This window comes from Pantoea sp. 18069 (assembly GCF_902706035.1).
Classification (GTDB): domain Bacteria; phylum Pseudomonadota; class Gammaproteobacteria; order Burkholderiales; family Burkholderiaceae_C; genus Comamonas.
Genome location: NZ_CACSJA010000050.1, coordinates 1 through 25,278 on the forward strand (window position 1 = coordinate 1; position 25,278 = coordinate 25,278).

At 66.3% G+C, this 25,278-nt stretch carries 22 protein-coding genes; 14 read left to right on the plus strand and 8 right to left on the minus strand.

Annotated features, from left to right (window positions below; genetic code table 11):
• The first annotated feature begins 71 nt into the window (after window positions 1-71).
• Window positions 72-899: an alpha/beta fold hydrolase gene (locus GVL12_RS24085; RefSeq protein WP_159918095.1), complete on the plus strand. Its 828-nt coding sequence runs from the start codon at window positions 72-74 to the stop codon at window positions 897-899.
• A 95-nt stretch (window positions 900-994) separates the two neighbouring features.
• Here the strand turns inward: GVL12_RS24085 and GVL12_RS24090 are convergent, their stop codons facing one another.
• On the minus strand, window positions 995-1,822 hold the full coding sequence (locus tag GVL12_RS24090) for an undecaprenyl-diphosphate phosphatase (protein ID WP_159918096.1): 828 nt from the start codon (window positions 1,820-1,822) through the stop codon (window positions 995-997).
• A 251-nt stretch (window positions 1,823-2,073) separates the two neighbouring features.
• On the opposite strand from GVL12_RS24090, the gene GVL12_RS24095 reads away from it, so the two are divergent.
• The 6 genes from GVL12_RS24095 (at window position 2,074) to GVL12_RS24120 (ending at window position 7,352) form a co-directional block, all read left to right on the plus strand.
• A complete protein-coding gene (locus GVL12_RS24095) occupies window positions 2,074-2,352 on the plus strand; it encodes a 2TM domain-containing protein (protein ID WP_200844049.1) in 279 nt (92 codons plus the stop codon).
• A gap of 36 nt (window positions 2,353-2,388) precedes the next feature.
• Complete coding sequence (locus GVL12_RS24100) at window positions 2,389-3,468, plus strand: sensor histidine kinase (RefSeq protein ID WP_200844050.1); 1,080 nt, start codon at window positions 2,389-2,391, stop codon at window positions 3,466-3,468.
• An 8-nt stretch (window positions 3,469-3,476) separates the two neighbouring features.
• Window positions 3,477-4,310 carry a LytTR family DNA-binding domain-containing protein gene (locus tag GVL12_RS24105; protein ID WP_159918099.1) on the plus strand — a complete coding sequence of 278 codons (834 nt, stop codon included), beginning with the start codon at window positions 3,477-3,479 and terminating at the stop codon, window positions 4,308-4,310.
• A gap of 36 nt (window positions 4,311-4,346) precedes the next feature.
• Window positions 4,347-4,709 (plus strand): hypothetical protein, encoded by a 363-nt coding sequence (locus GVL12_RS24110; protein ID WP_159918100.1) that lies wholly within the window; start codon window positions 4,347-4,349, stop codon window positions 4,707-4,709.
• A gap of 228 nt (window positions 4,710-4,937) precedes the next feature.
• Window positions 4,938-5,558 carry a TRAP transporter small permease subunit gene (locus GVL12_RS24115; protein ID WP_159918101.1) on the plus strand — a complete coding sequence of 207 codons (621 nt, stop codon included), beginning with the start codon at window positions 4,938-4,940 and terminating at the stop codon, window positions 5,556-5,558.
• A gap of 18 nt (window positions 5,559-5,576) precedes the next feature.
• Window positions 5,577-7,352 (plus strand): TRAP transporter large permease subunit, encoded by a 1,776-nt coding sequence (locus GVL12_RS24120; protein WP_159918102.1) that lies wholly within the window; start codon window positions 5,577-5,579, stop codon window positions 7,350-7,352.
• A gap of 252 nt (window positions 7,353-7,604) precedes the next feature.
• On the opposite strand, the gene GVL12_RS24125 is transcribed toward GVL12_RS24120, so the two are convergent.
• From GVL12_RS24125 to xseB, 5 genes are all read right to left on the minus strand, one after another.
• Window positions 7,605-8,684, minus strand: coding sequence for a TRAP transporter substrate-binding protein (locus GVL12_RS24125; protein WP_159918103.1), 1,080 nt, complete (start codon window positions 8,682-8,684; stop codon window positions 7,605-7,607).
• 152 nt (window positions 8,685-8,836) lie between these two features.
• A complete protein-coding gene (locus GVL12_RS24130) occupies window positions 8,837-9,919 on the minus strand; it encodes a TRAP transporter substrate-binding protein (protein ID WP_159918104.1) in 1,083 nt (360 codons plus the stop codon).
• A 244-nt stretch (window positions 9,920-10,163) separates the two neighbouring features.
• Entirely contained in the window at window positions 10,164-12,047 is a 1,884-nt protein-coding gene (gene dxs / locus GVL12_RS24135) for a 1-deoxy-D-xylulose-5-phosphate synthase (protein ID WP_159918105.1), read from the minus strand.
• Between the two features lie 124 nt (window positions 12,048-12,171).
• Window positions 12,172-13,044, minus strand: a complete 873-nt coding sequence (locus tag GVL12_RS24140; protein ID WP_200844052.1) for a polyprenyl synthetase family protein — start codon at window positions 13,042-13,044, stop codon at window positions 12,172-12,174.
• Between the two features lie 53 nt (window positions 13,045-13,097).
• Window positions 13,098-13,340 carry an exodeoxyribonuclease VII small subunit gene (xseB, locus tag GVL12_RS24145; protein ID WP_159918107.1) on the minus strand — a complete coding sequence of 81 codons (243 nt, stop codon included), beginning with the start codon at window positions 13,338-13,340 and terminating at the stop codon, window positions 13,098-13,100.
• Window positions 13,341-13,671: 331 nt separating this feature from the next.
• Here xseB and GVL12_RS24150 point away from each other — a divergent pair, with 331 nt between their 5' ends.
• The 5 genes from GVL12_RS24150 to flhC all read left to right on the plus strand — a co-directional run bounded on the left by GVL12_RS24150 (window position 13,672) and on the right by flhC (window position 18,032).
• A complete protein-coding gene (locus GVL12_RS24150; RefSeq protein ID WP_159918108.1) occupies window positions 13,672-14,811 on the plus strand; it encodes an aromatic ring-hydroxylating dioxygenase subunit alpha in 1,140 nt (379 codons plus the stop codon).
• Window positions 14,812-14,899: 88 nt separating this feature from the next.
• Window positions 14,900-15,784 (plus strand): DMT family transporter, encoded by an 885-nt coding sequence (locus GVL12_RS24155; protein ID WP_159918109.1) that lies wholly within the window; start codon window positions 14,900-14,902, stop codon window positions 15,782-15,784.
• A 46-nt stretch (window positions 15,785-15,830) separates the two neighbouring features.
• Entirely contained in the window at window positions 15,831-16,805 is a 975-nt protein-coding gene (locus GVL12_RS24160) for a sulfurtransferase (protein WP_200844051.1), read from the plus strand.
• Between the two features lie 314 nt (window positions 16,806-17,119).
• Window positions 17,120-17,446: a flagellar transcriptional regulator FlhD gene (flhD, locus tag GVL12_RS24165; protein ID WP_159918110.1), complete on the plus strand. Its 327-nt coding sequence runs from the start codon at window positions 17,120-17,122 to the stop codon at window positions 17,444-17,446.
• A gap of 43 nt (window positions 17,447-17,489) precedes the next feature.
• Complete coding sequence (gene flhC, locus GVL12_RS24170; protein WP_159918111.1) at window positions 17,490-18,032, plus strand: flagellar transcriptional regulator FlhC; 543 nt, start codon at window positions 17,490-17,492, stop codon at window positions 18,030-18,032.
• Window positions 18,033-18,241: 209 nt separating this feature from the next.
• On the opposite strand, the gene yccS is transcribed toward flhC, so the two are convergent.
• Both yccS and ppc read right to left on the minus strand, forming a co-directional pair.
• Entirely contained in the window at window positions 18,242-20,413 is a 2,172-nt protein-coding gene (gene yccS, locus GVL12_RS24175; protein ID WP_159918112.1) for a YccS family putative transporter, read from the minus strand.
• A gap of 89 nt (window positions 20,414-20,502) precedes the next feature.
• Entirely contained in the window at window positions 20,503-23,340 is a 2,838-nt protein-coding gene (ppc, locus tag GVL12_RS24180) for a phosphoenolpyruvate carboxylase (protein WP_159918113.1), read from the minus strand.
• A gap of 82 nt (window positions 23,341-23,422) precedes the next feature.
• Between ppc and hemC the strand changes: the two genes are divergently transcribed.
• On the plus strand, window positions 23,423-24,370 hold the full coding sequence (gene hemC, locus GVL12_RS24185; protein WP_159918114.1) for a hydroxymethylbilane synthase: 948 nt from the start codon (window positions 23,423-23,425) through the stop codon (window positions 24,368-24,370).
• A 17-nt stretch (window positions 24,371-24,387) separates the two neighbouring features.
• Entirely contained in the window at window positions 24,388-25,200 is an 813-nt protein-coding gene (locus tag GVL12_RS24190; RefSeq protein ID WP_159918115.1) for a uroporphyrinogen-III synthase, read from the plus strand.
• The last annotated feature ends 78 nt before the right edge of the window (window positions 25,201-25,278 follow it).

Here is a 25,278-nt window from a genome sequence, read left to right on the forward strand (position 1 = left end):
CTGTGTATAAGAGACAGGCCCCCGACACCCAGGAAGGCGACGATCCGTCGTCGCCCTGAGATACGCCCCCCATGCTGCCCATCGTCTTCTCCCACGCCAACAGCTTTCCCGCCGCCACCTATCGCCTGCTGTTCTCGCTGCTGCGCAAGCGCGGCTGCGAGACCCGCGCCGTCGAAAGCTTCGGCCACGACCCGCTCTACCCGGTCAGCAACAACTGGCCGCACCTGGTGCAGCAGCTCGCCGACTTCGCGCGCGCCGAAGTCGAGCGGCGCGGCGAGCCGGTGTTCTTCGTCGGGCACTCGCTGGGCGGTTTCCTCAGCGTGATGGCTGCGGCGCAGCACCCCGAGCTCGCGCGCGGCGTGCTGCTGATCGACTCGCCGCTGATCAGTGGCTGGCGCGCGAACGCGCTGGGCATGGCCAAGCGCACGCAACTGGTCGGCTCGGTCTCCCCGGGCAAGATCAGCCAGCGCCGGCGCAACCACTGGGCCAGCAACGAGGAGGCGCTCGCTTACTTCCGCACCAAGAAAGCCTTTGCGCACTGGCACCCCGAAGTGCTGCAGGATTATGTGGATCTGTGCCTCAAGGACCACGACGGCAAGCGCATGCTGGCCTTCGAGCGCGAAGTCGAGACCGCGATCTACAACACCCTGCCGCACAACCTCGACGCGCTGCTGCGCCGCCATCCGCTGCGCTGTCCCGCGGCGTTCATCGGCGGGCGCGGCTCGCAGGAAATGAAGCAGGTCGGCATGGACATGACGCTGCGCGTCACCCACGGGCGCAGCGCCATCCTTGACGGCAGCCATCTGTTTCCGATGGAGCGCCCGCATGCGACGGCTGCGGCCATTGAAGCGGCGCTGCTCAATCTGGCGTCACTGCCGGCACCGGCAAGCCCGGCATAGAAAAAGCAGCGCCCGGCGGCCCGGCGCTGCAGCGATTCAGTTGTCCATGGCGTTGCGCGCCGCAGCCCATGCGGCGGCCGCTCAGGCAGTGCTTTCTAGCTCTCCTGCCAGACGATCACGCCGCTCCAGGCAGTGAGCAGCACCACGACGCCAAAGGCAATGCGATACCAGGCAAAGGGCACGAAGCTGTGGCTGGAGATATAGCGCAGCAGCCAGCGCACGCACAGCCAGGCGCTGAGGAAGGAAAAGACCAGACCCACGACAAACATCGGAATGTCCGCCATGCTCAGCAGGTGGCGTTCCTTGTAGAGGCTGTAGACGCCCGCGCCTATCAGCGTGGGCATGGCCAGGAAGAACGAGAAATCCGTGGCCGCCTTGCGCGACAGGCCCAGCAGCATGCCACCAATGATGGTCGCGCCGCTGCGGCTCGTGCCCGGCACCATCGCCAGGCATTGCGCCAGGCCGACCTTGAGCGCGTCCATGGGCGTCATGTCGTCCACGGAATGCACGCGCACGCTGGCGTTCGGGCGGCGTTCGGCCCAGATAATCACGAAGCCGCCGAGGATGAAGGTGGTCGCGACCACCATGGGCGTGAACAGATGGGCCTGGATCAGCTTGCCGAATGCCAGCGCCAGCACCACGGCCGGCAGGAAGCCGATCAGCACATTCAAGGCAAAGCGCTGGGCCTGGCGACTCGTGGGCAGCTCGACCAGGGTGCTGCGGATCTTCTGCCAGTACACCAGGATCACCGCAAAGATCGCGCCGGTCTGGATGGCAATGTCGAACACACGGGCCTTCTCCCCTTCGAACCCCAGCAGCGCGCCGGCCAGGATCAGATGTCCGGTGGAAGAAATGGGTAAAAACTCGGTCAGGCCTTCGACCACGCCCATGATGGCGGCCTTGACCAGCAATACGATATCCACGGAGATGTCCTGTTTGACGGTTGAAAGCCAGTGATTATGGACGCGCGCGGCAATTTATCCGCGCTGCGCCCAGGTAACAAAAGATTTCATCTATCGATATTAAATTTCGATTGACTATTCATAAAAGACATTTCACGCCGCCTGCCGGCATTTCGTCGCATGGCGCTGGCCCTGGCGCGCGCCGGCGCGCACAGTCATGCCATTGCTTTCACCGAACGGAGCCGGCCATGCACTTTCCCACATCCCCCTCAATGAGCGAAGACGCGCTCGACCGCCTGGCGCGCCGGCGCGCGGGCATGAAAATGGGCTGGGCCATCCACGCCACGGCCTATGTGCTGGTCAACCTGCTGCTCGCCGGGCTGTCGGCGCAGCAGGGCCGGCACTGGGCCATCTACCCCGCAATGGGCTGGGGCCTCGGTCTGCTGCTGCATGGCGCCGTGGTCTGGTTGAACCTGCCCGGCGGCGGCCTGCACGCGCGCCTGCTGGCGCGCGAGCGCCGGCTGCTGCAGCGCCAGCAGGGCCGGGGCTGAGCCTGCGCGCAACGATGCGCGACAATGCCCACGATCATGGACCCCACCCCGCTGCTGGCGCATTTCAATGCGCGGACCTTCGCCCTCCATGGCCTGTGCACGGCCGTGCTGTGCTGCCTGATCGCGCTCACGCTGCAGGCCACGGGCCAGGGTGCCTGGGACGCGCAACTGGTCTACTCGCTGGCGGTGGGCCTGATCAGCTGGCTGGTCATCGACCTGGGCCGGCTGCTGCTCACGCGCCACCAGGCCATTCCCTGGCCTGCGGGCTGGCGCGGGCCGCTGCTGGTCAGCGCCGGCATCGCGGCCGGCGCACTGCTGGGCGGCGCCATCGGCCGGCTTTACCGCGGCGATGACCAGCCGTTCTCTCTGGGCCAGGCACTGACCAGCCCTGCCGGCCTGACCACGCTGGCGCTCACCGCGGCCATCAGCATCGCCATGTGCCTGGTGCTGTATCACCGCGGCAAGGCGCAGGAGCTGCAGCGCGCCATCGTCCAGAGCCAGCGCGATACCGCCGAAGCCCGGCTCAAGCTGCTCGAAGCCCAGCTCGAACCCCACATGGTGTTCAACACCCTGGCCAATCTTCGCGTGCTGATCGCCAGCGACACGCCGCGCGCCGAAGCCATGCTGGACCATTTCATTGCCTACCTGCGCGCCACGCTGGCCGGCGCGCGCACGCCCCAGCATGCGCTGGAAGCGGAATTCGCACGCCTTGGCGACTACCTAGAACTGATGGCCGTGCGCATGGGCGCGCGCCTGCGCTATCAGTTGGAGTTGCCTGCCGAGCTCGCCGGCGCGGCCGTGCCCTCCTTGCTGCTGCAGCCGCTGGTCGAGAACGCGATACGCCACGGCCTCGAGCCGCAGATCGCGGGCGGCGAGATCGTGGTGCGCGCGCAGGCCACACGCCAAGGCCAACTGCTGCTCGAGGTGCTGGACAACGGCGCGGGCCTGGGGGAAGAACCGCCAGAAGCACGCACCCTGGAGGGGGCACGGCATTTCGGACTGACCCAGGTACGTGAGCGCCTGCTGACGCTGCATGGCAGCCAGGCCACGCTGACGCTTGAAGCCCGTGCCGAAGGCGGCACGCGCTGCAGCGTCAGCCTGCCACTGCTTTGCTGAAAGAATTCATGAATTTTCCGGCCCGCGCGCTGATTGCCGAAGACGAGCCGCTGCTGCGCCAGGCGCTGGAGCAGGCGCTGTCATGTGCCTGGCCGCAACTCGAGATCGTCGCCAGCGTGGGCGACGGCCTGAGCGCCGTGCGCGAAGCGCTGGCGCTGCAGCCCGACGTGCTGTTCTTCGACATCCGCATGCCCGGCCAAAGCGGGCTCGAGGCAGCGGCCGAACTTGCCGACGCCTGGCCCGATCCCGATCAGGGTGGCCCGCCCTTTCCCGCGCTGGTGCTGGTCACCGCCTACGACCAGTACGCGGTCCAGGCCTTCGAAGCGCAGGCAATGGACTATGTGCTCAAGCCGGTGCAAGCCGAGCGTCTGCGCAGGACCGTCGAACGTCTGCAGCGCCTGCTGGCGCAGCGCATCGCAAGTCGCAATGCCGCCGCGCCCCAGGATCTGGAGCACACCATGGCACAGCTGCGCCAGCTGCTGCAGGCGGCACCCGCGGCGCCGGCCGCCCCCGCCGCGCGGCTGACGGTGATCCAGGCCGGCGCCGGCCCGCATATCGCGCTGGTGCCCGTGGATGACGTGCTGTACTTCGAAGCCGCGGACAAATACGTGCGCGTGCTCACGGCGCAGCAGGAATACCTGATACGCACGCCGCTCAAGGAGCTCAGCGCCCAGCTCGACCCCGCAGTGTTCTGGCAGATCCACCGCAGCACGCTGGTGCGTGCCAGTGCCATCCGCGCCGCGCTGCGCGACGAGGCCGGGCGCGTACAACTGCAGTTGCGCGGCCGCGCGGAGCACTTGTCCGTGAGCCGGCTCTACGCACACCGCTTCAAGGCGATGTAGCCGGGGCCACAATGGCGGCTTTTTCGCGGAGCGCACATGCCACTGGACTATCTGGATTTTGACTACAGCGAAGACGACGAAGGCACGGCCACCTGGGATGCGCTCGCCAGCGTCACGGCCGAGCGCCTGCCCGCACTGACAGCGGAAGTCGAACAGTTGCTGCGCTGGGCCAGCCGCACTTTTGCCGGCCGGCGCGGGCCGATAGAAGAAGGCGGCGACTGGGACTTCGACCTGCACGCCCAGCAGGACGACGGCGCGCCACTGAGCGTGCATTACGACGACGCCACGGGCCGGCTGCAGCTTGCCGCCGCGCCTGGCCAGCGCACCGCGCTGGGCCTGACGCTCAGCGCCAGCGCGGCCTTCAGCGACGCATTGCGCGCAAGGTATGGCATCGATTGATAAATGCCGTGAAAGCGCAAAAAAACGACAATCTCACACCCAAAGGTAAACACCTATTGCTACAAAATAAATAGCTATATAGCAGCCAAAAATATAGTGAAAGTCCTATACAGATAGTAGTATTTTTCGTACGTCTGCTCCTTAAAATCGAACGTTGCGAAAAATGACCGGAAGCCTCCTACCCGTGGCCGGCCCGGCAAGACAAACGGCCTTTTGATTGGAGACACCATGCAGGCTTTACTCAAGTTCTCGAGAGGGGTCGACTGGCTTAACACCCAGGTCGGCAAATACGTCATCTGGCTCATCCTTGCCTCCACCGTCATCAGCGGCGTGAACGCGGTGGTGCGCAAGATGTTCAATGCCAGTTCCAACGCCTTTCTCGAAGTGCAGTGGTATCTGTTCGCTGCGTCCTTCCTGCTCGCAGCAGGCTATACCCTGCTGCAGGGCGAGCATGTGAAGGTCGACGTGATCGCCAGTCGCCTGTCCAAGCGCAAGCAGATCTGGATCGACATCTTCGGCTTTGCCTGCTTTCTCACGCCCATGAGCGCGGCCGTTCTGTGGCTGGGCATCCCCTTCTTCTGGCAAGCCTTCCAGACCGGGGAAATGTCGAGCAATGCAGGGGGCCTGATCCGCTGGCCGGTCTATCTGATGATGCCGCTGGGCTTTGGCCTGCTGCTGCTGCAGGGCTGGTCCGAGCTGATCAAGCGCATCGCTTTCCTGCAAGGCCTGATCGACGACCCGACCGCCAAGAAAGCGGAAAAGACGGCCGAGGAAGAGCTCGCGGAAGTGATCCGCAATCTGGCTGCCGCCGCCAAGGGCCAAAGCAAGAAGAACACCCCGGACGCTTGAGCGCAGGAGACACACTCAATGGAATTCCTGACCAACAACCTGGCCCCGATCATGTTCGCGGGCCTGATCTGCTTTCTGCTGCTGGGCTTTCCGGTGGCGTTCAGCCTCGGCGCCTGCGGCATGTTCTTTGCCTTCGTCGGCGTCGAGCTGGGCGTGCTGCCCGAAGCGCTGCTGCAGGCCCTGCCGCTGCGCATCTACGGCATCATGCAAAATGACACGCTGCTCGCGATCCCGTTCTTCACCCTCATGGGGCTGATATTGGAGCGCAGCGGCATGGCCGAAGACCTGCTCGACACCGTGGGCCAGCTGTTCGGCCCGGTGCGCGGCGGCGTGGCCCTGGCGGTGATCTTCGTCGGCGCGCTGCTCGCGGCGACCACGGGCGTGGTCGCGGCTTCGGTGATCTCCATGGGCCTGATTTCGCTGCCCATCATGATGCGCTACGGCTATGACAGACGCATTGCCTCGGGCGTGATCGCGGCCTCGGGAACGCTCGCGCAGATCATTCCGCCTTCGCTGGTATTGATCATCCTGGCCGACCAGCTGGGCCGCAGCGTCGGCGACATGTACAAGGGCGCGTTCATTCCCGGCCTGATGCTGACCGGTTTCTACGCGCTGTTCATCGTCGGCCTGGCGATCTTCAAGCCGCACCTGGTGCCGGCCCTGCCGCCCGAAGCGCGCACGCTGCGCGAAACCAACGGCAAGTCGGGCATGCCTTCGCTGCTGGTGCTCACGGTGCTGTGCGTGGGCGCGTCGATCTTCGTCGGCCAGCACATGGTCGAGCTGCACACCTGGTGGACCGGCGATGCCGTGGAAAGGGTCGCGCTCGACGAAACCATCGTCGTCGCCATGTGCTTTGGCGTGGCGCTGGCGTTCATCGCCGCTTCGTTCAATCGCATCACCCGCCTGGGCCTGCTGTCCAAGGTCGCCGAACGCGTGACCTTCGTGCTGATCCCGCCGCTGCTGCTGATCTTCCTGGTGCTGGGCACCATCTTCCTGGGCGTGGCAACGCCCACCGAAGGCGGCGCCATGGGTGCGTTGGGCGCGATGGTGATGGCCATGCTGCGCGGCCGCCTCAACATGGCGCTGCTGCGCCAGGCGCTGATGTCGACCACCAAGCTGTCGTGCTTTGTGCTGTTCATCCTGATCGGCGCGACCATGTTCGGTCTGACCTTCCAGGGCGTGGACGGACCGCTGTGGGTCGAGCACCTGCTGACCGGCCTGCCCGGGGGCCAGCTGGGCTTCCTGATCGTCGTCAACGTGATGGTCTTCTTCCTGGCGTTCTTCCTCGACTTCTTCGAGCTGTCGTTCATCATCGTGCCGCTGCTCGCGCCCGTCGCCGACAAGCTGGGCATCGACCTGGTGTGGTTCGGCGTGCTGCTCGCGGTCAACATGCAGACTTCATTCATGCACCCGCCGTTCGGCTTTGCGCTGTTCTTCCTGCGCAGCGTCGCGCCCACCAAGGCCTATGTCGACAAGGTCACGAAGAAGATGGTCGAGCCCGTGACCACCATGCAGATCTACGCGGGCGCGATTCCGTTCCTGATCATCCAGCTGATCATGGTCGCGCTGATCATCATCTTCCCTGGCATTGTCTCCAGCGGCCTCGATGAAAAGATCGAATACGACCTCGACAAGGTGCGCCTTGAAATGGAAGCCAGCATGCCGCCGGCAATGGACTTCGACGACCCAAGCCTGGGAATGCCGGGCGCCGATGTACCCGACACGCCGGACAACGCGGACGATGCGCTCAAGGCCATACAGGACGCGCTGGAGCGCGAAGGCGCCAAGCAGTAATACCAGGCTCTGCCTGCCCCCAAAGCCCCTGCCGGTTCGCCCGCAGGGGCTTTTTTACGCGGGATACGGATCAGCTTACCTATCGCGATTTCTGCGGCTGTCTGAACATGGTTGCGCGAGGCTTTTCCGGCGGAGGACGCAATGGTTTCCACCAGCTCTTGCACAGCACTGCGCGGGTCACCGAGCGGATCACGCCCACCATGGAAAAAGCCAGGCAGAGCCTGGCTTCGTGGTGCGGACGGGAAGTCCCGCTCAGAGCTTTTGCGTCGCCATGTAGCTGTCGAAGCGCGACTCGGCAAAGCGGAACCAGAGGATCTGGTCGCGCTGGAAGTTGCGGTAGTCGGCGTAGATTTTCTTCCACTCGGGATTGCTCTTGTCGAGCTCGGCGTACAGCTCCATCGTCGCCTTGAACGAGGCATCCATCACGCTTTGCGGGAACGGCAGCACCTTGGCCTTGGCCGCCACGAGCTGCTTGAGCGCGCCGGGGTTGCGCGCGTCGTAGCGCCCTTGCGTGACCACATGGGCCTCGTGCGTCGCGGCCTGCACGATGGCGCGGTACTCTGGCGTCAACGCGGCCAGCGCCTTCTGGTTCACATAGAACTCGAGGTTCAAGCTGCCTTCCCACCAGCCGGGGTAGTAGTAGTAGGGTGCGACCTTGTTGAAACCCAGCTTCAGATCGTCATAGGGCCCGATCCACTCGGCCGCATCGATCGTGCCCTTTTCCAGCGATTGGTAGATCTCGCCACCCGGTATGTTCTGCGGCACGCCGCCCAGGCGTTCGATCACACGGCCCGCGAAGCCGCCGACGCGGAACTTCAGGCCCTTGATGTCGGCCGGCGACTTCACTTCCTTGCGGAACCACCCGCCCATCTGCGCGCCGGTGTTGCCGCCCAGGAAGTTGACGATGTTGTACTTGGCATAGAACTCGCGCATCAGCTTCTGGCCATTGCCGTCGACCATCCAGGCCGTGAGCTGGCGCGAGTTCATGCCGAAGGGAATCGCGCCGCCAATGGCAAACGCTTCGTTCTTGCCGAAGAAGTAATAGGGCGCGGTGTGGGCCGCCTCGACGGTGCCGTTTTGCACGCCGTCGACCACGCCAAAGGCCGGCATCAGCTCGCCGGCCGCGTGCACCGAGACTTCAAACTTGCCGCCGGACATTTCCTTGACCGCGCGAGCGAACACTTCGGCCGAACCGTAGATGGTGTCGAGGGACTTTGGAAAGCTCGAGGCGATGCGCCAGCGCACCACGGGTTGGGCATGCACGGCGGGGGCAGCCCCGACCGCCAGAACACCGGCGATGCCGGCGTTTTTCAAGATGGAACGACGATCCAATTTGTGTCTCCTGTGTGATACCGAGCCTGCCCGCTTTGCAGCGGTGACAGGGCGAAAAAAAACCGGCCAGGGCTGGCTGTCGACAGACAGCCCCGATACCGGTTTCGTGCCATGGGCTGGAAAGCGTTCGCGCTGCCAGCCATGTACTTTGCTTACAGCTTGACCGAAGTCATGTAGCTGTTGAAGCGGAACTCCGAGAAGCGTTCCCACAGCAGCTGGTCGCGCTGGAAGGCGCGCATGTCCTGGTGGATCTTCTTGAACTCGGGCGACTTGGCCTCGTGCTCGGCGAAGACTTCCATCGAGGCCTTGAAGCCTGCGTCCATCACGTCCTTGGGGAAAGGCTTGAGCTGGGTCTTGTCGGCCACGAGCTTCTTGAGCGCGAGGGGGTTGAAGGCGTCGTACTTGGACGTCATGTCGCGCGCCGCGATCTTGGTCGCAGCGTCGACGATGGCCATGTTCTCGGGCGACAGCGCGGCGTAGGCCTTGGTGTTGACGAAGAACTCGAGCTCGGCGCCGCCTTCCCACCAGCCGGGGTAGTAGTAGTAAGGCGCGACCTTGTTGAAGCCCAGCTTCTGGTCGTCGTAGGGGCCGACGAACTCGGTGGCGTCCAGCGTGCCTTTTTCCAGCGCCTGGTAGACATCGCCTGCGGGCATGTTCTGCGCGACCACGCCCAGCTTGGCCATGGCTTCGCCGAACAGGCCGCCGCCCAGGCGCATCTTCAGGCCCTTGAGGTCGGCCGCGGACTTGATTTCCTTGCGGTACCAGCCGCCCATCTGCGTGCCGGTGTTGCCGGCGCTGTAGCTCTTGATGTTGTAGTTGGCGAAGAACGCGTCCATCAGCTTGCGGCCGTTGCCGTGGTCCATCCAGGCATCCATCTGGCGCGCGGTCAGGCCGAAGGGCACGGCGCAGGCAAACGCGAAGATCGCATCCTTGCCGGTGAAGTAGTAAGGCGCGGTCTGCGCCATTTCGATGGTGCCATTCTGGATGGCATCGACCACGCCGAACGCGGGCATCAGCTCGCCGGCAGCGTGCACGGACACTTCGAACTTGCCACCCGACAAGGCCTTGACCGTGCGCGAGAACATTTCGGCGCTGCCGAAGATGGTGTCCAGCGACTTGGGGAAACTCGATGCCATGCGCCAGCGCACGGCGGCCTGCGCATGCACGGCAGGCGCGACACCCGCGGCCAGGACGCCAGCGATACCCGCCTGCTTGATCAATGAACGACGATCCATGTAAACACTCCAGTTGAACGCCTGGCTGAACAAAGGTCAGCTCCCCCGTGGAGATGGGCACTGCACCCATCCAGGCTGGTTGTCAGCGATTGTAAAAACGCCACAGGCACATAACGTCCTGGGTAAACCCGGCTTTACCCGCATTCGATACACATTTTTTGCATACAACGCGCGCATACGCGCTCACCCGCGCACTGCTGGCGAAAAAAAACCGCCTTGCGGCGGCGGGTCAAGCGCGCGCGCTCTAATTGCTCGGAAAGCGCGCGCGCACCGATTGCTCGATGCCTTGCGCGTTGAGCCCCTGCAGCGCCAGCAGCCTGGCCGGGTCGCCATGCTCGATGAACTGGTCGGGCAGGCCCAGCTGCAATACCGGCAGCAGCACGCCCGCGGCCTGCAGCGCTTCGAGCACGGCGCTGCCCGCGCCGCCCATGATCGCGCCTTCTTCCAGCGTCACCAGCGCGTCGTGGCGCGCGGCCAGGTCGAGCAGCAGCTCGACGTCGAGCGGCTTGGCCCAGCGCATGTTGGCCACGGTGGCGTCAAGCGCCTCGCCGGCCTCGAGCGCGGGATACAGCAGGCTGCCGAACGCCAGGATCGCGATGCGCGGACCGGCGCCGGCCGCAGCCGTCGATTCACGGCGGATCTCGCCCTTGCCGAAAGGCAGGCCCTCGAGGCCGGCCAGCGGCTCCACGCCCGCGCCGCTGCCGCGCGGATAGCGCACCGCGACCGGATGGTTCTGCGCGAACGCCGTGCTCAGCAGTTGGCGGCATTCGCGTTCATCGGCCGGACAGGCCATGGACATGTTGGGAATGCAGCGCACGAACGGGATGTCGTAGTTGCCCGCATGGGTCGCGCCATCGGCGCCGACCAGGCCCGCGCGGTCGAGCGCGAACACCACGGGCAGGTTCTGCAGCGCCACGTCGTGGATCAGTTGGTCATAGCCGCGCTGCAGGAACGTCGAGTAGATCGCGACCACGGGCTTGACGCCTTCGCAGGCCATGCCGGCCGCGAACGTGACCGCATGCTGCTCGGCGATGCCCACGTCGTAGTAGCGCAGCGGAAAGCGCTGCTCGAACTCGACCATGCCCGAGCCTTCGCGCATCGCGGGCGTGATGCCGACCAGGCGCTCGTCCTGGGCCGCCATGTCGCACAGCCACCGACCGAAGACCTGGGTGAACGTGGTCTTGGGCGGCGTCGCGGGCTTGACGATGCCGACTTCGGGGTCGAACTTGCCCGGGCCGTGGTAGGTCACGGGATCGGCCTCGGCGAGCTTGTAGCCCTGGCCTTTCTTGGTCACCACATGCAGGAACTGCGGACCTTCGAGGCCCTTGATGTTTTCCAGCGTAGGGATGAGCGAATCAAGGTCATGCCCATCGATAGGGCCGATGTAGTTGAAGCCGAAGTTCTCGAACAGCGTGGCCGGCACGACCATGCCCTTGGCCGATTGCTCCAGGCGCTTGGCGAGTTCGAGCAGCGGCGGCACCTGCTTGAGCACGCTCTTGCCCATGTCGCGCGCCTTGGCGTAGAACTGCCCGCTCATCAACTGGGCCAGGTAGCGGTTGAGCGCGCCCACGGGCGGGCTGATGCTCATGTCGTTGTCGTTGAGGATCACCAGCAGGTTGGAGTCCGACACGCCCGCATTGTTGAGCGCCTCGAACGCCATGCCGGCGGTCATCGCGCCGTCGCCGATGATGGCCACGGCGCGGCGTTTCTCGCCCTTGCGCTTGGCGGCCAGGGCCATGCCCAGCGCCGCCGAGATGCTGGTCGACGAATGCGCGGTGCCGAAGGTGTCGTATTCGCTTTCGCTGCGCAGCGGAAAGCCCGACAGGCCGCCGAGCTGGCGCAGGGTGGGCATGCGGTCGCGCCTGCCGGTCAGTATCTTGTGCGGATAGGTCTGGTGGCCCACGTCCCAGACCAGCCGGTCGTAGGGCGTGTTGAACACCGCGTGCAGCGCCACGGTAAGCTCCACCGTGCCCAGGTTGGAGCTCAGGTGGCCGCCCGTGCGGGACACGCTGTCGAGCACGTAGTTGCGCAGCTCCGCGGCCAGCGTCTTGAGCTGGGCACGCGTGAAGCGGCGCATGTCGGCGGGGCTGTCGACCGTCTGCAGCAGGGGGTAGGAATTCGTGGACATTTGCTATTTTTCTAGTAGCAGCCGATGCTCATGGAGCATATGTGAGGCCAATTTACTATAGTTATCACGTTCGGCGCACCGGGCGGGCGACAAGACCCGCGCGCGCGCAGGCCCGTCGACGGCTTCAGTGCGAGCGGCGAATCACCTGGTCGGCCAGTGCCGACAGCGCGCGCGTATCGGCCAAGCCGGTGCGCGCCAGCGCCGCATGGGCCTGCGCCGCAAGCAGGTCGGCATAGGCGCGCGCGCCGGCCAGCCCCATCAGCGAGACATAGGTCGGCTTGTCATTGGCGGCGTCCTTGCCCGCAGTCTTGCCCAGCGTGGCCGAATCCGCGACCACGTCGAGGATGTCGTCGACCACCTGGAACGCCAGGCCCAGCGCCGCGCCGTATTCGGCCAGCGCGGCGCGCGTGTCGGCACCGGCGGGGCCGCAGGCCGCGCCCATGAGCACGCTGCATTCGAGCAGCGCGCCGGTCTTGAGCCTGTGCATCTGGCGCAGTTGGTCTTCGGACAGCTGCAGGCCTACGCTTGCCAGGTCGATCGCCTGGCCGCCGGCCATGCCGCGCGCACCGGCGGCGCGGGCCAGCAGGCTGCACAGCCGCGCCTGCATGGCCGCGGGAACTTCCGTGTGCTCGTCGCCGGCGGGCGCGATCAACTCGAACGCCAGCGCCTGCAGCGCATCGCCGGCCAGCAGGGCCCGGGCTTCGCCGAACTGCACATGCACCGTGGGCTTGCCGCGGCGCAGCACATCGTTGTCCATGCAGGGCATGTCGTCGTGGACCAGCGAATAGGCGTGGATCAGCTCGACCGCGCAGGCCGCGCGCAGCGCCACGGCATGCAGGCCGCCGACGGCCTCGCAGGCCGCGAGCACCAGCAGCGGGCGCAGGCGCTTGCCGCCATCGAGCACCGCGTAGCGCATGGCTTCGCCGAGCTGCGCGGGCGCATCCACGCCGACCCAGCGCGAGAGCGCCTGCTCGACATCGGCCAGATGGCGCGGCATCCAGCGGGACAGATCGAAGTCTGCCTGGACCGGGGTGGGCAGCGTCACGGCGTTCATTCCTGACTCCAGACCTGGAGCGCGCCATCGTCGAGCAGCTGGATCTGGTTCTGGACCGCGTCGAGCTGCTGGCGGCAATAGGCCAGCAGCGTGGCCGCGCGCTGGTAGCCGCTGAGCATCTGGTCCAGCGGCAACTGGCCCGACTCGATGCGGGCGATCAGCTGCTCCAACTCTTCCAGCGCAGCTTCGTAACTGGATGGCTCGGACGGGGGGGTGTTGGCAGCGGAAGCCTTGGGCATGGGTGCGAGCTAAGGAAGATAAAGCAATTGATTTTAGGCGCTGCGCCCGAAGCCCTGCACAAAGCCGGCCGTACGCCACAATCCCACGTCCCTGCACCCCTGCCACCAATACACGTACCTGCAAGGCGGAAATAACCCTGCCGGCTATAATCCCATTCCCGTCGAACCGGCCTGACGCATGGTCATCTGTCCCGGGTTTTGCAGCTTTCACCGGCGCCTTGTGCCGGCCGCCGCAAGTCCTGGGAAGCGCCCGCGTCCGTGGCCGGTTTTGTTTTTTCTTCGTGTGCGCACGCGCACCCTCCCTGTGGGGAGTCTTTAGGTCAGGTCACCCATGTCTGATTTAAGTCTTCAACTGCAGCAGGCCGCAAGCCAACTACCAGTTTCAAGCTATTTCGACGAAGCGCTGTTCCAGCGCGAGTTGGATACCATTTTTGCGTCCGGCCCACGTTATGTCGGGCATCAGCTGAGCGTTCCCAATCCTGGCGACTACTACGCCCTGCCCCAGGAGGGCGAGGGCCGCGCGCTGGTGCGCAACGCCCAGGGCGGCATCGAGCTGATCTCGAACGTCTGCCGCCACCGCCAGGCCGTCATGCTCAAGGGCCGCGGCTCGCTGCAAGGCCATGGCAAGGGCCATGCGGGCGGCAACATCGTCTGCCCTCTGCACCGCTGGACCTACAGCGCCAGCGGGGAGCTGCTGGGCGCGCCGCATTTCAGCCAGGACCCGTGCCTGAACCTCAACAACTACGGGCTGCGCGAGTGGAACGGCCTCATCTTCGAGGACAACGGCCGCGACATCGTCACCGACCTCGCCGGCATGGGCCCGCGCGCCCAGCTGAGCTTTGACGGCTACGTGCTCGACCATGTCGAAATGCACGAGTGCAACTACAACTGGAAGACCTTCATCGAGGTCTACCTCGAGGACTACCACGTCGGTCCGTTCCACCCGGGTCTGGGCAATTTCGTGACCTGCGACGACCTCGAATGGGAATTCCGCAAGGAATACTCGGTGCAGACCGTGGGCGTGGCGCCGTCGTTCGGCAAGCCGGGCTCTGAGGTCTACAGGATCTGGCATGAAGTGCTGCTCAACTACCGCAATGGCAAGCTGCCCGAGCGCGGCGCGATCTGGCTGACCTACTACCCGCACATCATGGTCGAGTGGTATCCGCATGTGCTCACGGTCTCGACGCTGCACCCGGTGAGCCCGACCAGGACCATGAACATGGTGGAGTTCTACTACCCCGAGGAAATCGCTGCCTTCGAGCGCGAATTCGTCGAGGCGCAGAAAGCCGCCTATATGGAAACCTGCATTGAGGACGACGAAATCGCCGAACGCATGGATGCAGGCCGGCGCGCGCTGATGGCGCGCGGCGACAACGAAGTCGGCCCCTACCAGAGCCCGATGGAAGACGGCATGCAGCACTTTCACGAGTGGTACCGCAATGCCCTCGGCGCCGACCAGCCCCAGCCCTGAGCCTTCAGCCTTTGACGACACCCCAGCTGCAACCGCTTGACCCCGCAGGCGTTTGCAGCTTTTTTTTTGGATTGCGCAAGTTTTCTGTATGCAAGTTCTCTGGATGGTGCTCGCGGCCTTCTTCTTCGCCACGATGGGCGTGAGCATCAAGTTTGCCGCCGAATACTTCAACACCGCTGAAATCATTTTCTATCGGGGCCTGATCAGCATGGCGCTGCTCTGGGTACTGGCGAGCCGACAGGGCGTGACGCTGCGCACCGCCTTCCCGGGAATGCATGCCTGGCGCTCGCTGGTCGGCGTGACGTCGATGGCGGCCTGGTTCTACGCCATCGGCAAGCTGCCACTGGCCACGGCAATGACGCTCAACTACATGAGCAGCCTGTGGATCGCGGCCTTCATGGTCGGCGGCGCGCTCATGGCCTGGCGGCCCTCGCCGGCCACGCCCCGGCCCGCGCTGCACATGCCGGTCATCATCAGCCTGCTCGTGGGCTTCGTCGGCGTGGTGCTGATGATGCGCCCCAGCCTCAGCGCCGAACAGGGCCTGGCGGGCATGGTCGGGCTGATGTCGGGAATGATTTCGGCCGTGGCCTATATGCAGGTGGTCGCGCTGTCGCGGCTGGGCGAGCCCGAGCAGCGCGTGGTGTTCTATTTCTCGGTCGGCTCGGCCGTCGCGGGCGGCCTGGCGATGCTGGTCATCGGTGTCTCGGACTTTCCCGGCTGGCCTGCGCTGTGGCTGGTTCCCGTGGGCATTTTCGCGGCCGGCGGCCAGCTGTGCATGACGCGCGCCTACGCCAATGCGACGACGCGCCGCAGCACGCTGGTCGTTGCCAACCTGCAGTATTCGGGCATTGCGTTTGGCGGCGCCTACAGCGTGCTGGTCTTTGGCGACCTGATTCCGCCCATGGGCTGGCTGGGCATGGCCTTGATCGTGGGCAGTGGCATAGCGGCGACGGTTCTGCGCGCCAGGAACTGAACGACAGGCAGCTGCGGGCTGCCATTGCGGCACGCGCCGTCGGATAATGGAACGATCGAGCACGCCCCTGCGCAGCAGGGTCGTCATTGCCGCCATTGCCGAGGAAGCGCTGATGTCCAAGACCACCTACACCACCTTGATTTCCCCCGAACAGCTGGTCGCGCTGCAGGCCAGCGGCCAGCGCTGCATGGTGTTTGACTGCAGCTTCGACCTGGGCAAGCCCAGCGTAGGCCGCCAGCAGTATGAACAGGCCCATGTTCCGGGCGCGGTCTTTGCCGACCTGGACCACGACCTGAGCGCCAAGCACGGCATGCCCAGCAGCAATGGCTTGGTCGCCGTATCGCAGGCCGATCAGCCCGCGTCGGGCGGCCGCCACCCGCTGCCCAACCGCGAACGCTTCTCGGTATGGCTGTCGAGCGTGGGCTTTTCCAACGACATGCAGGCCGTGGTCTATGACCGCAACGGCGCCAACTTCTGTGGCCGGCTCTGGTGGATGCTCAAATGGGCGGGCCACGATGCCGTGGCCGTGCTCGACGGCGGCCTGCAGGCCTGGCAGGCCGCGGGCCAGCCCGTGAACCAGGGCAGCGAGCCCAGCCATTTCCAGACCAGCTTCGCGCTCAAGCCACCACTGCGCCGCCTGGTCAGCGCCGACCAGGTGCTTGCCAGCCTGGACTCGCCATCGCAGACGCTGATCGATGCGCGCGCACCCGCTCGCTATCGCGGCGAAGTCGAGCCGCTGGACCCCGTGGCCGGCCATATCCCCGGCGCGCTCAATCGCCCGTTCAGCGAGAACCTGGCCGCCGACGGGCGCTTCAAGCCGCGCGAACTGCTGCGCGCCGAATTCCAGCAGCTGCTCGGCGAGCGCCCGGCCGACAGCGTGGTGCATCAGTGCGGCAGCGGCGTCAGCGCCTTGCCCAACCTGCTGGCCATGGAAGTCGCGGGCCTGGGCCAGACAGCGCTGTTCGCGGGCAGCTGGAGCGAGTGGTGCGCCGATGCCCGCCGGCCCGTGGAGCGCGGCTGACAGGGCCCCTTCCTGAGCAGTTCGAAAAAACCACACTCACGCGAAATAATTCCGCCCGGCCGCGCTGGCAGCCGGCCCGGTGCCTGCCCATCGATAGCAGGATACCTACTGGAACGCAACGCTCGCTTCCCAACAGGGCTTGTAGGAGTTTGCCTTACAAGCCCCCCGGCCGAACCAGACACGACGCACCTCCCTCACCCGACTTAATTATTGTTTGACCCTGTTTCACAATCCAATTCAACAGATCGCGACACCAGACACCTGCGGTTTTTGTGCTCTGTTTCCGCTCTGATGCATTTGAAAAGGATTGATCCATGACCAACGAACAACTGCTTGCCGAAATCCGTGAAGCCAACCTCACCTACCTGATGCTGGCCCAAACCATGATTCGCCAGGACAAGGCCGAGGCCGTGTTCCGTCTGGGTCTGAACGAAGAAGCCGCCGACATCCTGACCGCGCTGTCGTCGGCCCAGGTACTCAAGCTCGCTTCGCGCAATACCTTGCTGTGCAGCTTCCGCGTGGATGACGAACTGGTCTGGAGCCTGCTGACCAACCACTCGTCCAACAAGATCGGCAACGACGCGACGAACACGCTGCACGCCAACATCCTGATGGCCAGCCGCGTTTCCGAAGTGCTCTGAGCACCGCGTTCCCGCCTCTTCCCTTTCGCGAAAGACCCGCACCATGTCAGCCCCCACCAAAAGCGTTCTCAACGAATCCAAGCAGATCGAACGCGCTGCAATGCTCATCCAGATGGGCGCGCGCATGCAAGTGCTGGAGTCGGAAACCACGCTGTCCTACGAGCGCTTGATCCGCTTGTACAAGGAAATCGCGGGCAAGTCGCCGTCCAAGGGCCAGTTGCCCTTCTCGACCGACTGGTTCCTGACATGGCAGGAGAACATCCACAGCTCACTGTTTCTCAACATCTACGAATACCTGTCCAAGGCCGTGACCCTGGATACGGCCGAGCAGCTGACCAAGGCCTACCGCCTCTACACCGAGCAGATCGAAACCGCAGGCCTCGAAGCGCTGCTGTCGTTCACACGCGCCTGGCGCCTGGTCAAATTCGTCGACGCCAACATGCTCACGCGCACCGCCTGCTCCAGCTGCAAGGGCCAGTTCGTGACCGAGCCCTATGAGAACGCGCGCCACTACCAGTGCGGGCTGTGCAATCCGCCCGCTCGGGCTGGCAAGAGCAAGAATGCGGGCGCACTCATGCTGCATTGATTCTTTTTGCTTTTCTTCAACGCCCCGATGGCCTGGCCTCGGGGCGTTTTGTGTTTGGGGGACCGCAGAGAGCCGTTTTTGAGCACAGGGCGTTCATCCTTCGATCCTTCGACGGACTCAGGACTCAGGGCGAGCGGGTAAAAACCGTTCGTGGTGAGCTTCGCTAGGCGCGCCCGTCGAACCATGAACGGCCTACCCTCGAAACCGCCCTATTCCGGCTCCGCCTGCAACTGCGCACAAGCCGCGCGCAGCGGCTCCAGCTGCTGGCAGACCAGCACCAGCGGGCTGAACGGATCGGCCAGCGTGTCGCTTTGCTGCTCGAGTTCCAGCGCCAGCGCCGCCGCGCGGCCGTCGTCGGCGGGTTGGGGCTGGCGCGTCTTGAGTGCCTGGGCCATCTGCTCGAGGCTGTCGGCCGCGTGGCGCGCGGCCTCGACGGCCAGCGGATGGCTGTCGCTCTGCGCCAGCTTGTCGCGGTGGGCACCGAGCGCCGACAGGTAATTGAGCAGCGTGTGCGACAGCAGCAGCAATTGCATGCCCACGCGCGCATGGCGGCGCACGGCGCGCGGCTCGAGCAGCAGTTGCGACAGCGCCGTGGACAGCGCTGCGTCGGCATTGTGCGCATTGCGGCGCGCGAGGCGGTAGTCGAGGTCGTCGTCCTTGCCGCTGGCGTACTGCGACATGATTTCACGCAGATAGGCCGCATGCGCGGCAATCGCCTGCGCAACCAGCAGATGCAGGCGCCGGCCCTGCCAGTCGGGCAGCACCAGCAGCATGGCCGCAGTGGCGATCGCCGCACCGATCAGCGTGTCGAGCAAGCGCGGCCAGATCAGCGCGTAGGCGTCGCCCGTGGTCTGGTGAAAACACAGCAGCACCAGCAGCGTGATCGCCGCCGTCGCCGTGACATAGCGCTGGGTGCGCGTGACGAAGAACAGCACGCCCGCAGCCACGGTCATCAGCGCCTGCGCGGGCAGGCCGGGAAACAGCCGCATCAGCGCCCATCCCGCGACCAGCCCGATGACCGTGCCCAGAATCCGCTGGGCGACGCGCGCCAGCGTTGCGCCATAGGTCGGCAGGCAGACGAACAACGTGGTCAGCAGAATCCAGTAGCCATGCTCCGGGTCGGTGAACTGCATCGCGGCAAAGCCCGCGCCCAGCGCCAGCGACAGCCGCAGCGCGTGGCGCAGCAGCGGCGCGCTCGGGTGCAACTGGGCGCGGATGCGTGCCCAGGCTTCGGCCAGGGTGCGCGGGCGGCGGTTGAACAGGCTCGGGTCGGCAAGCTTGCCGCCTCCCGTCGGGTGGGCGGCCGCGGCAATCTGCGCATCGAGCGTGCTCAGATTGCGCACCAGCGCGCGCAGGGAACGCAACGCGTGCTGCCAGGCCGGCTGCCGCTGGGCCGCGAGGTAATCGATCGCCGCGCGCAGGTCTTCCATGGCACGCGCGCCTTCGGCGTCGGGCTGGAAAGGCGCGCGCAGCCGCAGGGCTTCGGCAAGCTGGCTGCAGGCCGCGCCCTGCAGGCCCAGCACGCGCTGGCAGCGGTAGAGCACGTCGCTGTGGAACAGCAGTTGCGCCCATTCGTTGTAGCGGTAATGCGATGAACTCGCGCGCTCGTGGATGTCCTGGGCGATGAAGTACAGGTTCATGTGGCGCAGCATCTCGCCATCGGCGACCGGCCTGGGCCCCAGGCGGTTGAACAGGCTTTCCTTGACGGTGTTGAGCTGCGCCACGACCTGGCCATTGGTCTGGGCCAGCGCCATGCGTCGGCGCTCGAGGTCGACCGCGCGCACCGGCTCGAACAGGCTGGCCTTGAGCCGCAGATAGGCGCCGAGCTGCTCGAACAGCGCGGCCAGGTTCTGCCGCACGGGCGCATGCGGAAACAGCGCGCACCAGCCCACCGACAGCAGCCCGTACCAGGCCGCGCCCGCGAGCAGCAGTGCCGGCACGGGCCAGGCATCGGCCGCCTGGGCACCATGCGCCCCCGGCGCCATGCTGATGGCCGTATAAAGCGCAAGAATCACCGACGCCGAGGCAATCGCGCGATAGCGCTCGCCGGCCGCGCCCAGCAGCGTGAACACGAAAGTGAACAGCACCAGCGCCAGCACGAAGCCCAGCGGCTGGCGCAGCAGCGCCTCGACGCTGAACGCGACCAGCGCAAAGCACAGCAGCGTCGCCGCGAGCGCCCGGCTGCGCCCGCGCCAGCTGTCATCCGTCTCGGCCAGCGCGCTGACGATGATGCCCAGGAACAGCGCGATCACCTGCGGCAGGCGGTCCTGCCACCAGCACAGCGCCATGACCGAGCCCAGCGCGATGCTGATGCGCAGCCCATAGGCCCAGGCGCCCTGGGCCAGCGCGCGCTGCACACTTGTTGCAATACCGGATCTCACATCGTCCTTTCAATCTCACGCACCTGGGCCCAGCCCAAAGACACGGGGGCAGCGAAGGCGGCCCTCGCCGCGAAGTCGCTCAGGGGATGTCATCCCGTATTGCGCAACCCCGCCGCAATGCCGTTGATCGAGATGTGGATGCCGGTCTGCACGCGATCGTCGCCCTGGCCCGCGCGCCAACGGCGCACGAGTTCGACCTGCAGATGGTGCAAGGGGTCGATGTAGGGAAAGCGGTGGCGGATCGAGCGCGCGAGCGCGGCGTTGTGCGCCAGGCGGTCCTTGTCGCCGGTGATGCGGGTCAACGCGTCGGCCGTGCTATGCCACTCGGCCTCGATGGCGTCGAAGATGCGCCGGCGCACGCGCGTGTCGCTGACCAGTTCGCTGTAGCGCGAGGCCAGCGCGAGATCGCTCTTGGCCAGCACCATGTCCATGTTCGACAGCAGCGTGCGAAAGAACGGCCACTGGCGGTACATGCGCTGCAGCAGCGCCATCTGCGCCTTCGCGTCCTTGCCCGGCTGCTGCAGGAAGTCCTGCACCGCCGCGCCAAAGCCATACCAGCCCGGCAGCGTGAGCCGGCACTGGCCCCAGCTGAAGCCCCAGGGAATCGCGCGCAGGTCCTCGATCTTCTGCGAAGGCTTGCGCGAGGCCGGGCGCGAGCCGATGTTGAGTTCGGCGATTTCGCGGATCGGCGTGCTGCCGAAGAAATACGAGGTGAAGCCAGGCGTCTCGTAGACCAGCGAACGGTAGGCGCCCATGCTGGCTTGCGACAGCCGCGCCGCAGCCGCGAGGAAGGCCGGCGTGGCGGACTTGGTCGGCTGCAGCAGCGTGGCTTCGAGCGTGGCCGCGACCAGGGTTTCGAGGTTGCGCCTGCCGATCTCGGGATTGGCGTACTTCGAGGCGATGACTTCGCCCTGCTCGGTCAGGCGGATCTGGCCGCGCACCGTGCCCGGGGGTTGCGCCAGGATGGCCTGGTAGCTCGGGCCGCCGCCGCGCCCCACGGTGCCGCCGCGGCCATGGAACATGCGCAGCCGTATGCCGTGGCTGGCCGCGAGTTCGTCGAACAGCTCGACCAGCGCGATCTCGGCGCGGTACAGCTCCCAGTTGCTGGTGAAGATGCCGCCGTCCTTGTTGCTGTCGCTGTAGCCCAGCATGATGTCCTGCTCGCCGCCCGAGCGCTGCACCTGGGCCGCGACGCCCGGCAGCTGGTAGTAGGCGCGCATGATGGGCGCGGCATTGCGCAGGTCTTCGATGGTCTCGAACAGCGGCACGACGATGAGGTCGGAACGGCCGTCGCTGTCGAGCGTGCCGTGCATCAGGCCGACTTCCTTTTGCAGCAGCAGGGCTTCGAGCAGGTCGCTGACGGTTTCGGTGTGGCTGATGATGTAGTGGCGGATGGCCTCGGCGCCATAGGCTTCGCGCATGCGCCGCGCGGTCTCGAAGATCGCGAGTTCGCTTTCGGTATGCGCCGAGTACTGCGCGCCCACCACGCGCAGCGGGCGCGCGTCTTCGAGCAGCCGCACCAGCAGCGCCTGCTTGGCGTGCTCCTGCAGCCGGCTGTAATCGGGCTCGAGCCGCGCCGCGGCCAGCAGCTCGGCGACCACGATCTCGTGCTGGTCGGAGCTCTGGCGCAGATCCACGGTCGCGAGGTGGAAGCCGAACACCTGCACCGCGCGGATCAGCGGGCGCAGGCGCTGGGCGGCCAGCGGCCCGCCATGGTGGCTGCGCAGCGACTGGTCGATCACCTGCAGATCGGCGAGGAACTCCTCGGCGCGGGCATAGCCGTTTTGCGGCGCGACCGCATGGCGCGCGGCGTCGCCGCCGGTCAGCGTCTTGAGGCTCGCGGCCAGGCGCGCGTAAATGCCGGTCAGCGCGCGGCGGTAGGGCTCGTCGCGGCGGTGTTCGTTGGTGTCGGGCGAGCGCTCGGCCAGTGCCTGCATCTCGGGCGTGAGCTGCACCAGGTGCGCCGACAGCGACAGCTCGCCGCCCAGGTAATGCACTTCGGTCAGGTAGTGGCGCAGCGCGACTTCGGCCTGGCGGCGCAGCGCGAGCTGCAGGCTGTCGGCAGTGACGTTCGGGTTGCCGTCGCGGTCGCCGCCTATCCACTGCCCCATGCGCAAAAAGCTGGCCACGGGCAGGTCGCCGAGTTCCTGTTCGAGCTCGGCATAGAGCTTGGGAATCTCGCGCAGGAACGTGGCTTCGTAGTAGGTCAGCGCGTTCTCGATTTCGTCGGCCACGGTGAGCTTGGAGTGGCGCAGCAGCCGCGTCTGCCACAGCTGGGCGACGCGCGCGCGCAGCTGGGCTTCGTTGTCGGCCAGCGCGCGCGGCGTGAGCGCATCCTTGGCGCTGTTGTAGAGCTGGGCGCGTTCGCTGATGTCGTCGCGCGCCGCGAGCAGCTGGGCGATGTCGCGCTCGGCCGACAGGATGCTGTGGCGCTGCACTTCGGTCGGGTGGGCCGTGAGCACCGGCGCGACATAGCTCTGCGCCAGCGTCTCGGCAATGGTGCCGGGCGCGATGCCGGCCCAGCGCAGGCGCGCGAGCGCCACGCCTATGCTGCCTTCCTGGGTATTGCCCGCGCGCTCGTGCAGCGCGCGCCGGCGGATATGGTGGCGGTCCTCGGCGAGGTTGGCGAGGTGGCTGAAATAGGTGAACGCGCGGATCACGCTCACGGTCTGGTCCGCACTCAGGCTCTTGAGCAGCTTCTTGAGCTGGCGGTCGGCGTCGTGGTCGGCGTCGCGCCGGAAAGCCACGGACAGCTGGCGCACCTGCTCGACGAGCTCGTAGGCGGCGACGCCGTCCTGTTCACGGATCACATCTCCGAGAATCCGGCCCAGCAGCCGGATGTCCTCTATCAGTGGTCCGTCTTTGTCTGTCTTGCGGCCGTTCTTGCCGGCGGAGAGGTCGTCATTCTTGCGAGAAGGGTCGGTCATGGTTGATATTTCCTGAGCCAAAACGAGTGCAGCGCCGCATGCTAGCATTCCCCGTTGCCCTGAGGCCGATGCCGTCGATCCCATGAATACCGCTACCCCCCCCGATTCCCCCCTTGTGATCGCCACGCGCGAAAGCCGCCTGGCCCTGTGGCAGGCCGAGCATGTGCAGGCCAGACTCCAGGCCCTGGGCCATGCGGTGGAGCTGCTGGGCATGACCACCAAGGGTGACCAGATCCTCGACCGTTCGCTGTCCAAGGTCGGCGGCAAGGGCCTGTTCGTCAAGGAACTCGAAGTCGCGCTCGAGGAAGGCCGCGCCCACATCGCCGTGCATTCGCTCAAGGACGTGCCGATGGAACTGCCCGAAGGCTTTGTGCTGGCCTGCGTGATGGAGCGCGAAGACCCGCGCGATGCGTTTGTCTCGCCGCACTATGCCTCGCTCGACGCCCTGCCCCAGGGCGCGAACGTCGGCACATCGAGCCTGCGCCGCCAGGTGCTGCTGCAGGCGCTGCGCCCCGACCTGAAGATCACGCCGCTGCGCGGCAACCTCGACACGCGGCTGCGCAAGCTCGACGAAGGCCAGTACGACGGCATCGTGCTCGCGGCCGCAGGCCTCAAGCGCCTGGGGCTCGAAGCGCGCATCCGCAGCTGCTTTGCCATCGAAGACATGCTGCCCGCAGCCGGCCAGGGCGCCCTGGGCATCGAAGTGCGCGCCGAGCGCGCCGACCTGATCGCCGCGCTCGCGCCGCTCGCCCATCAAGCCACCTGGCTGGGCGTGGCGGCTGAGCGCGCAGTGAGCCGCGCGATGGGCGGCAGCTGCTCCATGCCGCTGGCCGCGCACGGCATCTGGCATGGCGACGAGCTGCACCTGCAGGCCGCCTGGGGCGATCTCGACGGCCAGCTCGCGCTGGTGCAGGTCGATGACCACGCCACGGTCACCACGCTCGCACAAGCCGAAGCACTGGGCGAAGCCGTCGCGGCCCAGCTGCGCGCCGCGGGCGCTCGCACGGCCCCTGCCGGCAGCGGCGCCTGAGCCGCGAGCGCAGCGTCATGCGCCCGGCCCGCGTCCTCGTCACCCGCCCCGCGCCCGATGCCCAGCATTGGGTGGGCCTGCTGCAGGCGCGCGGCCTGCATGCCAGCGCGCTGCCCCTGATCGACATCGTCGCCTGCGCGCCCGCGGCCGCGCAGCTCGAGCAGGCGCGCCGCGACTGTGCCACGCCCGGCCATTACCGCGCCGTGATGTTTGTCAGCGGCAATGCGGTGCAGTTTTTTTTCGACCAGCCGCAGGGTGCGCAAGCGCGCATCGCGCCGCCCGCGCGCGCCTGGTCGCCCGGCCCGGGCACGGCCAGGGCCTTGCAGGCCGCGGGCGTGCCCGCGCGGCAGATCGACGGGCCACCCGCCGACGCCGCGCAATTCGACTCGGAAGCGCTGTGGCCCGAAGTGCGCGCGCAGATCCAGCCCGGTGACCGCGTACTCATCGTGCGCGGCAGCCAGGGCGATTCTTCGGGCGCGGCGACGGCCGCCACCGGCCAGGGCCGCGAATGGCTGGCCGACCAGCTGCGCCAGGCCGGCGCCGCGCTCGACTTCATCGCCGTCTACCAGCGCCGCGCGCCGCGGCTCGCGCCCCAGGCCCAGGCAATGGCGCAAGAAGCCGCATGCGACGGCACGCTGTGGCTGTTCAGCAGCTCCGAAGCAGTGGCCAATTTACAACAGGCGCTGCCGGGCACCGACTGGAGCCAGGCGCGCGCTCTCGCCACCCACCCGCGCATCGCTGCCGCCGCGCAGCAGGCGGGCTTTGGCCTCGTACAGGAATGCCGCCCTTCGCTGAATGATGTGGTGGCCTCGATAGAATCAGCACCATGAGTACCGACGCCGTCCACGACCAGTCTGCCCCTGCGCCGCATGCGGCCCAGGGCCTTGCCGCCCCCGCCCCCCCGGCAC

Excerpts from the sequence above, each read along its gene's own strand:
- GVL12_RS24190 (WP_159918115.1), top strand. The coding sequence starts at position 24,388 with ATGCGCCCGGCCCGCGTCCTCGTCACCCGCCCCGCGCCCGATGCCCAG.
- GVL12_RS24095 (WP_200844049.1), top strand. The coding sequence starts at position 2,074 with ATGAGCGAAGACGCGCTCGACCGCCTGGCGCGCCGGCGCGCGGGCATG.
- GVL12_RS24120 (WP_159918102.1), top strand. The coding sequence starts at position 5,577 with ATGGAATTCCTGACCAACAACCTGGCCCCGATCATGTTCGCGGGCCTG.
- GVL12_RS24155 (WP_159918109.1), top strand. The coding sequence starts at position 14,900 with ATGCAAGTTCTCTGGATGGTGCTCGCGGCCTTCTTCTTCGCCACGATG.
- GVL12_RS24105 (WP_159918099.1), top strand. The coding sequence starts at position 3,477 with ATGAATTTTCCGGCCCGCGCGCTGATTGCCGAAGACGAGCCGCTGCTG.
- hemC (WP_159918114.1), top strand. The coding sequence starts at position 23,423 with ATGAATACCGCTACCCCCCCCGATTCCCCCCTTGTGATCGCCACGCGC.
- xseB (WP_159918107.1), bottom strand. The coding sequence starts at position 13,340 with ATGCCCAAGGCTTCCGCTGCCAACACCCCCCCGTCCGAGCCATCCAGT.
- GVL12_RS24115 (WP_159918101.1), top strand. The coding sequence starts at position 4,938 with ATGCAGGCTTTACTCAAGTTCTCGAGAGGGGTCGACTGGCTTAACACC.
- ppc (WP_159918113.1), bottom strand. The coding sequence starts at position 23,340 with ATGACCGACCCTTCTCGCAAGAATGACGACCTCTCCGCCGGCAAGAAC.
- dxs (WP_159918105.1), bottom strand. The coding sequence starts at position 12,047 with ATGTCCACGAATTCCTACCCCCTGCTGCAGACGGTCGACAGCCCCGCC.
- flhD (WP_159918110.1), top strand. The coding sequence starts at position 17,120 with ATGACCAACGAACAACTGCTTGCCGAAATCCGTGAAGCCAACCTCACC.
- GVL12_RS24160 (WP_200844051.1), top strand. The coding sequence starts at position 15,831 with ATGGAACGATCGAGCACGCCCCTGCGCAGCAGGGTCGTCATTGCCGCC.
- GVL12_RS24150 (WP_159918108.1), top strand. The coding sequence starts at position 13,672 with ATGTCTGATTTAAGTCTTCAACTGCAGCAGGCCGCAAGCCAACTACCA.
- flhC (WP_159918111.1), top strand. The coding sequence starts at position 17,490 with ATGTCAGCCCCCACCAAAAGCGTTCTCAACGAATCCAAGCAGATCGAA.
- GVL12_RS24085 (WP_159918095.1), top strand. The coding sequence starts at position 72 with ATGCTGCCCATCGTCTTCTCCCACGCCAACAGCTTTCCCGCCGCCACC.
- GVL12_RS24140 (WP_200844052.1), bottom strand. The coding sequence starts at position 13,044 with ATGCCGCGCCATCTGGCCGATGTCGAGCAGGCGCTCTCGCGCTGGGTC.
- GVL12_RS24100 (WP_200844050.1), top strand. The coding sequence starts at position 2,389 with ATGGACCCCACCCCGCTGCTGGCGCATTTCAATGCGCGGACCTTCGCC.
- GVL12_RS24130 (WP_159918104.1), bottom strand. The coding sequence starts at position 9,919 with ATGGATCGTCGTTCATTGATCAAGCAGGCGGGTATCGCTGGCGTCCTG.
- GVL12_RS24110 (WP_159918100.1), top strand. The coding sequence starts at position 4,347 with ATGCCACTGGACTATCTGGATTTTGACTACAGCGAAGACGACGAAGGC.